The sequence below is a fragment of the Neptunicoccus cionae genome, from assembly GCF_014643735.1.
In the GTDB taxonomy this organism is placed as follows: Bacteria; Pseudomonadota; Alphaproteobacteria; order Rhodobacterales; family Rhodobacteraceae; genus Amylibacter; species Amylibacter cionae.
The window spans coordinates 881,748-894,774 of sequence record NZ_BMKA01000002.1; the positions used below are offsets into that span (position 1 = coordinate 881,748).

13 protein-coding genes are annotated in these 13,027 nt (G+C 56.6%); 5 read left to right on the forward strand and 8 right to left on the reverse strand.

Features of this window, described 5'->3' with window-relative positions; translation table 11 throughout:
- Positions 1–38 precede the first annotated feature (38 nt).
- Entirely contained in the window at positions 39–1,178 is a 1,140-nt protein-coding gene (locus IEX10_RS09495) for a benzoate/H(+) symporter BenE family transporter (protein ID WP_188673854.1), read from the forward strand.
- Here the strand turns inward: IEX10_RS09495 and pip are convergent, their stop codons facing one another.
- Entirely contained in the window at positions 1,179–2,144 is a 966-nt protein-coding gene (gene pip, locus IEX10_RS09500) for a prolyl aminopeptidase (RefSeq protein ID WP_188673857.1), read from the reverse strand. It lies immediately after the preceding gene.
- A gap of 61 nt (positions 2,145–2,205) precedes the next feature.
- Between pip and ubiG the strand changes: the two genes are divergently transcribed.
- Positions 2,206–2,949 carry a bifunctional 2-polyprenyl-6-hydroxyphenol methylase/3-demethylubiquinol 3-O-methyltransferase UbiG gene (gene ubiG, locus IEX10_RS09505; RefSeq protein ID WP_188673860.1) on the forward strand — a complete coding sequence of 248 codons (744 nt, stop codon included), beginning with the start codon at positions 2,206–2,208 and terminating at the stop codon, positions 2,947–2,949.
- A gap of 4 nt (positions 2,950–2,953) precedes the next feature.
- Here the strand turns inward: ubiG and IEX10_RS09510 are convergent, their stop codons facing one another.
- The 4 genes from IEX10_RS09510 to IEX10_RS09525 are packed head-to-tail and all read right to left on the reverse strand — an operon-like array spanning position 2,954 to position 5,238.
- On the reverse strand, positions 2,954–3,391 hold the full coding sequence (locus tag IEX10_RS09510) for a MarR family winged helix-turn-helix transcriptional regulator (protein WP_188673863.1): 438 nt from the start codon (positions 3,389–3,391) through the stop codon (positions 2,954–2,956).
- Positions 3,388–4,224 carry a carbon-nitrogen hydrolase family protein gene (locus tag IEX10_RS09515; protein ID WP_188674723.1) on the reverse strand — a complete coding sequence of 279 codons (837 nt, stop codon included), beginning with the start codon at positions 4,222–4,224 and terminating at the stop codon, positions 3,388–3,390. Before IEX10_RS09515 ends, IEX10_RS09510 begins: the two co-directional genes overlap by 4 nt.
- 2 nt (positions 4,225–4,226) lie before the next feature.
- Positions 4,227–4,484, reverse strand: a complete 258-nt coding sequence (grxC, locus tag IEX10_RS09520) for a glutaredoxin 3 (protein ID WP_069299022.1) — start codon at positions 4,482–4,484, stop codon at positions 4,227–4,229.
- Positions 4,485–4,521: 37 nt separating this feature from the next.
- Positions 4,522–5,238 (reverse strand): ComF family protein, encoded by a 717-nt coding sequence (locus IEX10_RS09525; RefSeq protein WP_229678493.1) that lies wholly within the window; start codon positions 5,236–5,238, stop codon positions 4,522–4,524.
- Positions 5,239–5,300: 62 nt separating this feature from the next.
- On the opposite strand from IEX10_RS09525, the gene IEX10_RS09530 reads away from it, so the two are divergent.
- Together IEX10_RS09530 and hemH are read left to right on the forward strand one after the other, a co-directional pair.
- On the forward strand, positions 5,301–6,131 hold the full coding sequence (locus IEX10_RS09530; protein WP_188673866.1) for a methyltransferase domain-containing protein: 831 nt from the start codon (positions 5,301–5,303) through the stop codon (positions 6,129–6,131).
- Between the two features lie 48 nt (positions 6,132–6,179).
- On the forward strand, positions 6,180–7,223 hold the full coding sequence (gene hemH, locus IEX10_RS09535; protein WP_188673869.1) for a ferrochelatase: 1,044 nt from the start codon (positions 6,180–6,182) through the stop codon (positions 7,221–7,223).
- On the opposite strand, the gene IEX10_RS09540 is transcribed toward hemH, so the two are convergent.
- From IEX10_RS09540 to IEX10_RS09550, 3 genes are read right to left on the reverse strand one after another with little or no spacing between them, the layout of a single operon-like run.
- The gene (locus tag IEX10_RS09540) at positions 7,218–7,616 is read right to left on the reverse strand and encodes a (deoxy)nucleoside triphosphate pyrophosphohydrolase (protein ID WP_188673872.1); all 399 of its coding nucleotides are present in this window, start codon (positions 7,614–7,616) and stop codon (positions 7,218–7,220) included. The two genes, hemH and IEX10_RS09540, sit on opposite strands and share 6 nt — an antisense overlap.
- The gene (gene argJ / locus IEX10_RS09545; protein ID WP_188673874.1) at positions 7,613–8,959 is read right to left on the reverse strand and encodes a bifunctional glutamate N-acetyltransferase/amino-acid acetyltransferase ArgJ; all 1,347 of its coding nucleotides are present in this window, start codon (positions 8,957–8,959) and stop codon (positions 7,613–7,615) included. Before argJ ends, IEX10_RS09540 begins: the two co-directional genes overlap by 4 nt.
- A gap of 17 nt (positions 8,960–8,976) precedes the next feature.
- Positions 8,977–9,819 carry a peptidylprolyl isomerase gene (locus IEX10_RS09550; RefSeq protein ID WP_188673877.1) on the reverse strand — a complete coding sequence of 281 codons (843 nt, stop codon included), beginning with the start codon at positions 9,817–9,819 and terminating at the stop codon, positions 8,977–8,979.
- A 256-nt stretch (positions 9,820–10,075) separates the two neighbouring features.
- Here IEX10_RS09550 and secA point away from each other — a divergent pair, with 256 nt between their 5' ends.
- Positions 10,076–12,925, forward strand: a complete 2,850-nt coding sequence (secA, locus tag IEX10_RS09555) for a preprotein translocase subunit SecA (RefSeq protein WP_188673880.1) — start codon at positions 10,076–10,078, stop codon at positions 12,923–12,925.
- The last annotated feature ends 102 nt before the right edge of the window (positions 12,926–13,027 follow it).

Below are 13,027 nucleotides of genomic sequence, written 5' to 3' on the forward strand. Positions count from 1 at the left end.
GCGTCTAAGCCTTGGGCATTCACAATGTTCGAGGTCCCATGCGCGCGTCCATTATTATTTCAGCAGTTGTTGCAGCGCTTGTCGGCTTTGGCGGGTCTCTGGCGGTTATACTAGCCGCCACCGAAGCTGTCGGCGCGACGCAGGCGCAGACCGGTTCATGGGTCGCAGCACTGTGTATTTCCATGATGGCGACCTCTGCCATTCTGAGTATCCGGCACAAAATGCCTATCATCACCGCATGGTCTACACCCGGCGCAGCGCTGATTGCGGCAAGCAGCGGGATCGGGTTTGAAGCAGCGGTCGGGGCGTTTCTGTTTGCAGCGGTTCTGGTGCTGCTCACGGCCTGTTTTCGGGTTGTTGCCGAGCTGATAGAGCGGATTCCAGCCGCGCTGGCCTCTGCCATGCTGGCAGGCGTATTGTTTGAATTTGTGGTCGCAATTTTCGAGCACGCGGCGGCGGTTCCGGCCCTTGTCCTGCCGCTGATTGCCGGTTTCCTTGTGCTGCGGTTGTTTTCCGCTATGTGGGCTGTGCTGGGGGTGCTTGCGCTCGGCATTGGATTGTCTTTCATGCTGGGGATGCTGCAACCGGTAGAGAGTTTGCAGATTTCGACGCTGGTCTGGGTCACGCCAGTCTTTGATCTGCCGGTGATGCTGGGGCTGGGTCTGCCGCTTTATCTGGTGACGATGGCATCGCAAAACCTGCCCGGTTTTGCAGTTTTGCGGGCTTCGGGGTATCAGGCGCCGAGTCGTTCGATTCTGGGCGTCACCGGCATCGCATCGGTTTTGACCGCCTTTGCCGGCGCGCATACTTCCAATCTTGCGGCGATTACTGCATCGATTTGCACAGGGCCGGACACCCATCCCGATCCGGATAAACGCTGGTTGACGGGTCCGGTTTACGCGCTGACCTACGCGGTACTTGCGCTGTTTGGCGCATCGCTGGTGGGGATGTTTGCAGGCTTTCCCCCTGCGCTGGTGGCCACTGTCGCCGGTGTCGCGCTGCTCGGCCCGTTTATTGGTGCGGCCAGTGCGGGATTTGGCGAAAAAGACCATTTGTTTCCGGCCGCGCTTACCTTTGTGGTGACAGCGTCCGGCGTCAGTGTTTTTGGGATCGGTGCAGCCTTTTGGGGGTTGGTCGCCGGACTGTTCGCGCTGGGGCTGGAGCGGTTGAAGCGCTAGTCAGGACAATTCATCCATGATGGTGATCAGCGCCGAGGTGATGCCCGGTTCAGACAGGGAGTGCCCCGCATCCGGTACCGTAAACAGCCGCGCTGCCGGCCAGTTATCCCGCAGGCGATAGGCGGTTTGCGGCGGGCAGATCATATCGTAACGCCCTTGCACAATAGAGCCTGGAATGTGTTCGATTTTGTGCAAATCCTTAAAGATCTGCCCGTTTTCGCGCAGGAAACCGGCGTTATGGAAATAATGGTTTTCGATCCGCGCAAAAGCCAGCGCATAGGCCGCCGGCACAACACCGCGGTTGGGGGATTGTTCCAGCGCAGCAAGCGCGCTTTCCCATTCGGTCCAAGCGCGGGCAAAGCGGACCTGAACGTCTTCGTTGTTGGAAAACAATCGCTTGGCGTAATTTCCAATGACATCATCCCGTTCTTCGCGGGGCAGCAATCCGGCGAAATGTTCCCATTCATCAGGGAAGAACGCCGCTGCGCCGCCACCGTAAAACCAGTCCAGTTCGGCCTTGGTCATGGTAAAGACGCCGCGCAGCACCAAATGGTTCACACGGTCGGGATGGGTCTGCGCATAGACCAGCGCCAGCGTTGCCCCCCATGACCCGCCAAAAACGATCCAGTTTTCGATGCCGAGTTTCTGGCGGATCAGTTCGATATCCGCGACCAGATCCCAAGTGGTGTTATTTTCCACGCTGGCGTGGGGACGGGAACGCCCGCACCCGCGCTGGTCAAACAGGATGATACGGTAAAATTCCGGATGGAAAAACCGCCGCATCCCCGGACTACACCCGCCCCCCGGTCCGCCATGAAACACGACGACAGGGATGCCGTTGGGGTTTCCACATTCCTCCACATAGATCGTATGATCGCCCGGAACCTCCAGCATCAACTGGTTGAACGGCTGGATCACAGGGTAAAGGTTTCGGGATGCGCCAATTTGGCTCTCGGAATTTCGCATATGTGGTCTATATTATTTCTTGGTTGATCCCCAACCTTGGCAGTTCGAGGACATGAGTGCAATGGCAGCAGCGACAACAATTGACGATCACGAAGTCGCCAAGTTTGAGGCGATGGCCGCAGAGTGGTGGGATGAAAACGGCAAGTTCAAACCGTTGCATATGCTGAATCCCTGTCGTCTGGGCTATATCGTGGACCAGATCACGGCAGAGTTCGGGCGGGACAGGGATGCGCTCGACAGTCTGAAGGGTCTTCGTATCCTCGACATTGGGTGTGGTGGCGGCTTGCTGTCCGAGCCGATGGCCCGCCTGGGCGCGACTGTCGTCGGGGCTGATGCGGCTGCGGGCAATATTCCCGTGGCACAGGTGCACGCCCGCCAGATGGGGCTTGATATCGACTATCGCCACACGACGGCCGAAGACCTCGCCGCCGCTGGAGAACAGTTTGACGCGGTTCTGAATATGGAAGTGGTGGAGCATGTTTCTGATCCGCAAGCCTATCTGACCGCCTGCCAGCAATTGCTGAAACCGGGCGGGATCATGATCTGTTCGACCCTGAACCGGAATCCCAAAAGCTATATGATGGCGATCATCGGGGCAGAACATGTGATGCGCTGGTTGCCGAAGGGTACCCATGATTGGGCGAAGTTCGTCACACCGGACGAGTTGTACAAACTGATTGAGCAGGCCGGACTAACCCCTGTAGATCGCAAGGGTTTTGTATTCAACCCGCTGCTGTGGAACTGGTCCATATCAGAGCGGGATCTGAGCGTGAATTACGTCACAGCAAGCACTAAGCCCGCCTGACAGTTCAGGTGCCCAGCGCTGTGCGAAAGGCCCGCAGAACAGGCAATGTCTGACGGATCTTCTGCTCACCCAGATCTGCGATGATTTTTTCAAACTCCGGCACCAGTTGCTCTAGCGCCAGTTCGCGGGCCACTCGGCCTGCGTTGCTGATAGACACTTGTTTGCGCCGTGCATCGTCCCAATCGGGGCGGATATGGATATATCCGGCGTTCTCAAGTTTTTTCAGCGTATTGGTCATCGCACCTTTGGTCAGATGAAAGTTCCGCGCAAGCTGTGCCGGGGTCTTTTCACCGGAGTTGCTGAGGTGGTTGAGAACAGAAAAATGGGACATCTCCATCCCCTTTGGCAACCGGCGGGACAGTGTGCCTTTGATCAGTTGATCCGCTGCAACAACCTCTGACAAAAGGCCGATTGCAAGGGAGATATCGGGATTGTCGCTCATCCTCGATCCAGCCGGAAGGGCCGGTCATGGCTGAGGGACGGTACCCGTTTGCGGGCAACTTCTACCTGTCCGAGGTCTAGGTCGACCACATAGGCACCCTCTTCCGCTCCGGCGTCGAGAAGAACCTCTCCCCAAGGGTCTACCACCAGCGAATGCCCGTAGGTGGAGCGGGGCTTGCCCTTGCGGATATCATGGTCACCAGTCTGAGCCGGTGCAATCACGAAACAGCCGTTTTCAATGGCCCGCGCGCGCAGCAGACTATGCCAGTGGGCCGCACCGGTCACGGGTGAAAATGCAGCTGGGGCGGTCAGGATGGTGGCTCCGGCCTGCGCAAGTTGGCGGTAGAGATGGGGAAACCGCATATCATAGCAGATGCTCATCCCAACGGTGCCAAAGGGCGTTTCTGCCAGTGTCGCCGTTTCACCGGGGCGATAACCGTCACTTTCCCGGTAGGTCTCGCTTTCAGTCACTTGTACGTCAAACATGTGAATCTTATCGTACCGTGCTTTGATTTTCCCTTGCGGATCAATCAGAAAGCTGCGGTTTGCAAAGCGCCCGTCCGTGTCTTCCGTCAACAGCCCGATAGATCCGATCAGCAGCCAGATGCCCAGATCAGCTGCCTGTTTACGCAGGGTGGCAAGGGTCTGATCCTGCTCTTCATGTTGCAGCACAGACTTTTGATGACTGCGGCTGGTGGACAGGACATTGGTCACTTCGGGGGTGGCAACGAATTTCGCACCCTGCCCCACCGCCTGCGCAATCAGCCCCTGCGTGCGGGGCAGATTGGCAACCGGATCGTCGCTGCTGTTGAGCTGGATCAGACCGGCGCGCAGGGTCATCCTGCTAACAATGCGTCGAGTTTGCCTTGCCGTTCCAGCAGGTTAAGGTCGTCAAAGCCGCCGACATGGGTTTCACCGATAAAGATTTGCGGCACAGTCCGCCCGCCATTCGCGCGCTGGATCATTTCGGCTTTCTTTTCTGGGTTCGTCATCACGTCAATTTCCGCAAAAGACACGGATTTCCCGTTCAGCAGACGTTTGGCCGCAGCGCAATAACCGCAGATTGGTGTGGTGTAGATTTCAACGTTTTTCATCGTGGCATTCCTATTGTTTGCCACAATATATAAGGCTTTACGCCAGCCTTGCAACGCGGGCAAAGACAAGAACGCTCACAGATTTGGCACCAGCTTCGAAACAGGCCTCTGTGCAGGCAGACAGGGTTGCGCCTGTGGTCATGACATCATCCACAAGAACCACGGGCCTGTCGGCAAGCAAGGCGCTGCGTTTGGTATGGGGCCGGATCGCACTGCGCTGGTTTTCAAATCGTTCTGTACGGCGCATGTCTTTCTGGCTTTTGGTGGCGCGCACCCGTTGCAAACCATCCGGCACCACCTCCCCCCCCGACTCTCGGGCCAGCGCGCGGGCCAGCAGTACAGACTGATTGTACCGCCGCCGCACCATCCTGCCCCAGTGCAGCGGTACGGGAACCAGCAGGGATTCGTCGCTAATCAACCCTTCCCCCGCTGCCGCCATCCAGCGAGCCATATGCTGCGCATTATCCTGACGGTCGCCATGTTTCAGCGCCAGAACCATCCGGCGGAGCGGGCCTTCATACAGGCCAACAGACCGGCCACGGGACCAAGGCACCGGATGCGCGTGGCACGATTCACACAAGTCAGTCTCCTCTACCTGTCCCGGCAACGGCACCCCGCAGCCGTTGCAGACGCTGCCCGCGAAAAAATGCGCCTCGGGCCAACAGGACTGGCACAGCATATTATCCGTTCCGGTTTCCACACCGCAGGACAGACAGCGGGGCGGATAGGCCAGATGCACCAATTTACGGGCCACATGCAGGATAGGCTTTTCCTTTCACCCTTTGGACGTTAGGTCTGCGGCAGGAGATTTGCCAGATGGACCCAACCCCGACATTGTTCGATCCGCAAGCACTGGACCAGCACCGCGCCCGCGTTACCGGCACTGATGCGCTGTTCCTCCATGACTTTGCAGCCGATGAAGTTTCAGAAAGACTGAAAGACGTTAATAGAACCTTTACAGATCCGGTGTTTATTGGCTGGCAAGGGTCTTATTGGGCGGAAAAGACGGGTTTGGACGCCCGCGTGATACCGGATGCCGAGACACTGGATCTGGAACCTGAAAGCTGCGATCTCATCGTGCATTGCCTTTCGCTGCACTGGGCGGGTGATCCGGTCGGTCAGTTGATCCAGATGCGCCGCGCCTTGCGCCCCGATGGGTTGATGATTGCAGTGATGTTTGCGGGCGAAACCCTGCATGAATTGCGCCACAGCCTGACAGAGGCCGAAGCAGAGCTGCGCGGCGGCATCCGTCCCCATGTGGCGCCGATGGCGGAACTACGCGGCTTGGGCGCTTTGCTGCAACGGGCGGGGTTCGGACTGCCGGTTGCGGATCTTGAACCGGTGCGCGTGGCTTATGAAACCCCGTGGCACCTGATGCGCGAATTACGTGCGATGGGGGAAACCAACGCGCTGTCTGACAGAAGCCGCCAGTTTGCCCGCCGCGATGTGTTTGTGCGCATGGCAGAACTCTATGCACGCGACCACATGGTTGACGGTCGTATGATGGCTACGTTTGAACTGGCCTTCCTGACCGGATGGGCCCCATCGGAAACACAGCAGAAACCCCTGCGCCCCGGATCGGCCCAAACCCGACTGGCGGATGCGTTGGGTGTGACAGAATTTCCCGCTCCTGATAAAAAGACTTGATTGCACCCGCCTTTGCGATACCTGCGCACAGGATCAGAAAGAGATACCATGACCGCACAAAAGCCAGTCCATGCCGCCGCCGACCATCCTGCTGTAAACTTTGGCAAGGTCGGGGTGATCATTTCCAACCTCGGAACGCCGGACGGCACGGATTACTGGTCCATGCGCCGCTATCTGAATGAATTTCTGTCAGACCGCCGCGTCATCGATTACGCACCGTGGAAATGGCAACCACTGTTGCAGCTTATTATTCTGACGAAACGGCCCTTCACCTCTGGTGAGGCGTATCGCGGGATCTGGAACACCGAAAAAGACGAGAGCCCGCTTCTAACCATCACCCGCAACCAGAGCGAGGCTTTGGAGAAGACGCTGAAGGATCTTTACGGAGACCGTGTCGAGGTGGATTTCTGTATGCGCTACGGCAATCCCTCTACCCGTTCCGTGATTAAGAAGATGAAGGAAAAGGGCTGTGACCGGATCGTGTTTTTCCCGCTTTATCCACAGTATTCCGCACCAACAACGGCGACAGCGAATGACGAAGCCTTCCGCGCGCTGATGGACATCAAATGGCAACCTTATATCCGGACGGTGCCAGCTTATTACGAGAACCCGCTTTATATCAAAGCTTTGGCTGCTACGGTTAAGGAGGCCTACGCCAAATTGGATGTGGAACCGGATGTTCTGGTCACGTCCTATCACGGCGTGCCGATCCGGTATCTGATGGAAGGCGACCCGTATCACTGCCACTGCCAGAAAACCACGCGCCTGTTGCGCGAGGAACTGGGTCTGCCCGACGACAAGGTTCAACTGACGTTTCAGTCGCAATTCGGACCCGAAGAATGGTTGCAGCCCTACACAGTAGAAGACGTGGCCCGTCTGGCGCGCGAAGGTAAAAAGAACATCGCGGTGATGGCGCCGGCGTTTTCGTCGGATTGCGTTGAGACACTGGAAGAGATCAACGAGGAAATTCAGGAAGCCTTTATGGAGGCAGGTGGCGAGACGTTCACCTACATTCCCTGCCTGAACGAGCGTCCCGACCACGTTGAAATGATTGCGGAAATCATCAAAAATGAAGCGAGCGGCTGGCTATAGCAGGTCCCGCAACATTGCGATCAGCGGAATATCCGCTGGTGGCATCGGATAGCCCGACATCTCGTTCGGGCGCACCCATTTTAATACCTGATTTTCCTGCGGAGTCGGGATGCCATCCCATTTGCGACAGGCATAGAGCGGCATCAGCAGATGGAAATCGTCGTAGCTGTGACTGGCAAAGGTCAACGGCGCCAGACAACTGGCCCAAGTGTTAATGCCCAGTTCTTCTTCCAGCTCGCGGATTAAAGCGTGTTCAGGGGTCTCCCCTACTTCCACCTTGCCGCCCGGAAATTCCCACAAACCGGCCAGCGACTTGCCCTCGGGCCGTTGCGCCAGCAGGACGCGGCCGTCCTTGTCGATCAGGGCGACCGCAGAAACCAAAAGTGTCTTCATGAACGGTAATCAGCGTTGATGGTGATATAGCCGTGGGTCAGGTCACAGGTCCATACCGTCGCCGTGCCGTCCCCGATACCCAGATCGGTGGCGATGCGCAGGTCCTGTTGCTTCATGTAATCAACCCCCTGCTGTTCGGTATAATCAGGCGACACCCACCCGTTTTCCGCCACCAGAATATCCCCGAAATGGATTGCAATCTTATCCCGATCCGCAGGTTCGCCGGATTTACCAACCGCCATGACAACACGGCCCCAGTTCGGATCTTCCCCCGCAACAGCCGTTTTCACCAGTGGAGAGTTCGCAATCGCCAGCGCCACAATCTGCGCCGAGGCATCATCCGCTGCACCGGTCACGGCGACTTCTAGGAACTTGGTCGCCCCTTCGCCGTCTCTAACCACAAGATGGGCCAGATCCCGCATCACGGATTGCAAAGCCGCGCCAAGGGCCTGCCCTTGCGTGCTCTGCGCATCGGTGATTTGTGTATTCCCTGCGGCACCCGTGGCAAAGGCCAGCAAAGTGTCAGAGGTGGAAGTATCGCTGTCCACTGTAATGGCGTTGAAGGTGGTCTTGTTGTGATCCGAAATCAGCGACTGAAACGCGGAAGATGTGATCGCAGCATCTGTAAAAATATAGACCAGCATGGTAGCCATATCTGGTGCAATCATGCCGGAACCCTTGGCAAAACCGGCGATATTCACCTGTTTTCCATCAATTTCCACCGTGGCGGCAACGCCCTTCGGGAAAGTGTCCGTTGTCATGATCGCAGCAGCCGCATCGGCCCCTTTCGCCGGATCAAGACCCTTGGAAAGGTCACCCAGAACAGCTGTAATCCTGTCGTGGGGCAGAGGCTCCCCGATAACACCGGTCGATGATGTCAGCACATTGCCCGCGCCGATCCCAAGGGTGTCTGCCGCGGCCTTGCAGACAAATTCAACCGATTGCGCCCCGACCTTGCCCGTGAAGGCGTTGGAATTGCCGGAATTCACCACAACCCCCATCGCCTCTTCGACAGTATCGGTTTTTTGCAGATCAACCAGTTTGGCCTGACAATCCAGCACTGGTGCCGAACGGGTAGAGGACCGTGTGAACACACCAGCAACAGCGCTGCCTTTGGCCACACGGGCCAGCATAACGTCGGTACGGTTCTTGTATTTCACTCCGGCTGCACCGGCGGCGAATGTTACGCCGCCGATTTCCGGCAGTTCGGGAAACCCGTCAGTGGGGGCAAGGGGCGACACCGGAGAAAGCGCTGGCTGCGCTTTCAATTCGGCCTTCAACCCTTTGACCTTTTTCTTTAACTTGCTGACCTTACGCTTCAGCTTTGCTTTTGATTTGGCCATTTCTGCCCCCCAAGGGATTATTTATCCAACAATTCGGTGTTGCGGATAATGGACGGATCGAATTCGATTTCAACCCGATTAATCTCCGCAGAGTCTTCGATTGTTTTCATGTGCTCTGCGACGGCTTGGGTTTTCAGTTGATCCACCAGTTCCGCGCGCACTTCGTCCAGTGTCGGCTTTGGTGCTTCACGGGTCTCAGCCAGCTTGATGACGTGCCAGCCGAACTGGGATTGCACCGGCGCGGATACTTCACCCGGCTCAAGTGCGATCATTGCGTTTTCAAACTCTGGCACGGTGCGGCCTTTGGCCATCCACCCCAGATCACCGCCGTTTGGACCGGAGGGGCCAGTGGAGTTATCCTTGGCAGTTTCCGCAAAATCAGCGCCGCCGTTCAGCGTTTCCACCAGTTCTTTAGCCTCTTCTTCGGTTTCTACCAGAATATGGGAGGCTTTGTATTCCATTGCCGCCGGTGCAGCTGCATAAATTTCGTCGTAGGCTGCCTGTACCAGCGCATCGGTAACGGCTTCGTTTTCGATCTGGGTCAGGGTTTCAGACGCCAGAAGCGCGCGGGTTTCGTTTTCAATCGCGATCTGGATAGACGCTTTTGAAGTGTCCACATCAGAGGCCAAGGCGGTTTGCTGGATCAACTGGTCGAGCACTCCTTGATAGAGATCCTTGTCTTCAAGCTGCTGGAACCGTTCGGGCAGACGCCGTGTCAACGCGATCACATGACCTACGGTGATGTCTTTCCCGTTCACTGTTGCCAGAACAGTCTGTGCGGTCGGTTCTTCCTGTGCGGGGGCGACGGTCGCCATCATTACGGCAACGGAAGAGGCGGCAATTAGTCGTGTGAATTTCATGTTCTTGCTCCTGTTTTCTGGCCTGTTTTCCTACAGACACGTCATGTATTTGTGGTGCCGAACGTTTGGGGCAACGTTGACAGTGCGAACAGACCCGCTTAGATGCCAATCTGGCATGAATGCAAGGACGATCCGGCGTTGCAGCAGCTTTACGCTGACAAGACCCCCGCCACAAGGCAGGCTTTGGCACGTTCTTTCACAGTCACGTCAGTTTTTTGCCGCCATTCGCGCGGCGTAGAAAATATACGGAGCAGCTATGCTGGGCTTGGGCACTATTAGTAGAAAAATCATTGGGACGCCCAATGATCGCAAGATCAAATCGGTGAAATCACTGGTCGCCAAAATCAACAGTCTGGAACCGGATTTTGTAGCGCTCAGCGATGAAGGCATCACAGCTAAAACAGAAGAATTCAAGGAACGCTATAAAAACGGCGAAACGCTGGATTCCCTTTTGCCAGAGGCATTTGCCAACGCACGGGAAGCCGCGAAACGCACGCTTGGCCTGCGTCCTTTTGATGTTCAGCTGATCGGCGGTATTTTCCTGCACCGGGGCAATATTTCAGAAATGAAGACCGGTGAAGGCAAGACGCTGATGGCGACCCTGCCCGTGTATCTGAACGCGCTTGCGGGACGCGGCGTGCATGTGGTGACGGTGAACGATTATCTGGCGCGGCGTGATGCGGAATGGATGGATCAGGTGTACTCCTTCCTCGGGATGAGCACGGGTATCGTCGTTCCGAATATGCCCGAAGACGAAAAAATCGCCGCCTATCGCGCCGATGTGACCTACGCCACGAATAACGAGCTCGGGTTTGACTATCTGCGCGACAATATGAAGTCGGAACTGTCCCAAATTGCCCAACGCGATCACTTCTTTGCGATTGTGGATGAGGTCGACTCCATCCTGATCGACGAAGCGCGCACACCGCTGATTATCTCTGGCCCGTCCGAAGACCGCTCTGATCTCTACGTCAAAGTGGATCAGTTGATCCCTTCCCTGAAAGAAGAACATTACACAATCGACGAGAAAGCCCGCTCGGCCGTTCTGACCGAAGAAGGCAACGAATTTGTGGAACAGCAGTTCCTGGCCCAAGGCCTGATGGAAGAGGGCGCGTCCCTTTACGATCCGGAAAGCACAACGCTGGTGCATCACGTGAACAACGCCCTGCGCGCCCACGTCCTGTTCAAACGCGAAAAGGATTACATCGTCAAAGACGGCGATGTCATGCTGATTGACGAATTCACCGGACGTATGATGCAAGGCCGCCGTCTGTCTGATGGTCTGCATCAGGCGATTGAGGCGAAAGAGGGCGTGAATATCCAGCCTGAAAACGTCACGCTGGCCTCTGTTACTTTCCAGAACTATTTCCGCCTTTACGACAAACTGGCCGGCATGACAGGGACCGCCCTGACCGAAGCCGAAGAATTTGCCGAAATCTATGGTCTGGGCGTTGTGGAAATTCCCACCAACAAACCCATTGCGCGGATTGACGAACACGATGCGATCTACCGCACCGCCAAAGAAAAATTCACCGCCATCGTTGAGGAAATCGCCAAAGCCTATGTGAAGGGTCAGCCGACCCTTGTGGGCACGACCTCTATTGAAAAGTCGGAATATCTGTCGAACCTTCTGAAAGACACTGCGCTGCTGAAGCAGATTGCAGCGAACCTGCGCACGCGGGCGGAAGGGATGAAAAAGGAAGAGAACAAGATCAAGTTCAACGCCGATGCTGATGCGATCGACGCTTTGGCGGCCCGTCCAGAAGGCATCCCCCACAACGTACTGAACGCGCGCTTCCACGAACAGGAAGCGGCTATCGTTGCGGATGCCGGTAAACTGGGTGCTGTGACAATCGCCACCAACATGGCTGGTCGCGGGACCGACATTCAGCTGGGCGGTAACGTGGATATGCGCGTGCTGCAGGCCATCGAGGCCGCAGGCGAGGGTGCCGATCCCGTTGCGATCCGTGAACAAATTCTGGCGGAAGTCGCTGCTGACAAAAAGAAGGCGCTGGAAGCGGGCGGTTTGTTCGTTCTGGCGACAGAACGTCACGAAAGCCGCCGGATCGACAACCAGCTGCGTGGTCGTTCGGGGCGTCAGGGCGATCCGGGTAAATCCAGCTTCTTCCTGTCTCTCGAAGACGATCTGATGCGGATTTTCGGATCGGAACGTCTGGACAAAGTGCTGTCTACACTCGGCATGTCCGAAGGCGAAGCCATCATCCACCCTTGGGTTAACAAATCGCTGGAAAAAGCGCAGGCCAAAGTGGAAGGTCGCAACTTTGACATCCGCAAACAGCTTCTGAAATTCGACGATGTGATGAACGACCAGCGTAAAGCCATCTTCGGCCAGCGCTTTGAAATCATGGAAGCGGACGATCTGTCCGAAACCGTGAAGGATATGCGCGATCAGGTGATCGACGATCTGGTGGATGAATGTATTCCGGCCAAATCCTATCCCGATCAGTGGGATGTCGAAGGGCTCTACGGCAAGGTTATCGAACACGTCGGGATCGATGTGCCGATTATCGAATGGGCCAATGAAGAAGGCATCGATGACAGCGACCTGCGGGAGCGGATCAGCGATGCCGCCGACGAGGCGATGGCCAAAAAGGTCGAACAATTCGGCGCAGAACAGTTCCGCGGCATCGAAAAGCAGATCCTGCTGCAAACCATCGACAAGAACTGGCGCGAGCATCTTATCACTCTGGAACACTTGCGTTCCGTCGTGGGATTCCGCGGCTACGCCCAGCGCGATCCGTTGAACGAATACAAGACGGAATCCTTCACCCTGTTTGAAGCCATGCTTGAAAGCCTGCGGGCCGATGTGACCGGCCAATTGGGCCATGTGCGGATGATGACCGAGGAAGAGCGCAACGAGATCATCGCCCAGATGCAAGCCGAAGCCCAAGCCGCGCAGGCAGCACAGGCGGCGACAATGCCACCTCCGGCAACAGACCCGGATGCGCAATCACAGCAAGAACCAACGCCTGCTGCGGTCGACTTCGACGAGAACGACATTTCGACATGGGGCAACCCCGGCCGCAATTCTCTGTGCCCTTGCGGGAGCGGGAAAAAGTTCAAACATTGTCACGGCGCACTGTAATTAAGACAATTTGTGGCGGGAAAGTGTTATTCCTTCCCGCCACACCGCTGACTCCGCTCTGCTGACAAAGATTCGCCAGATTTCACCGCCGGAAAACGAATC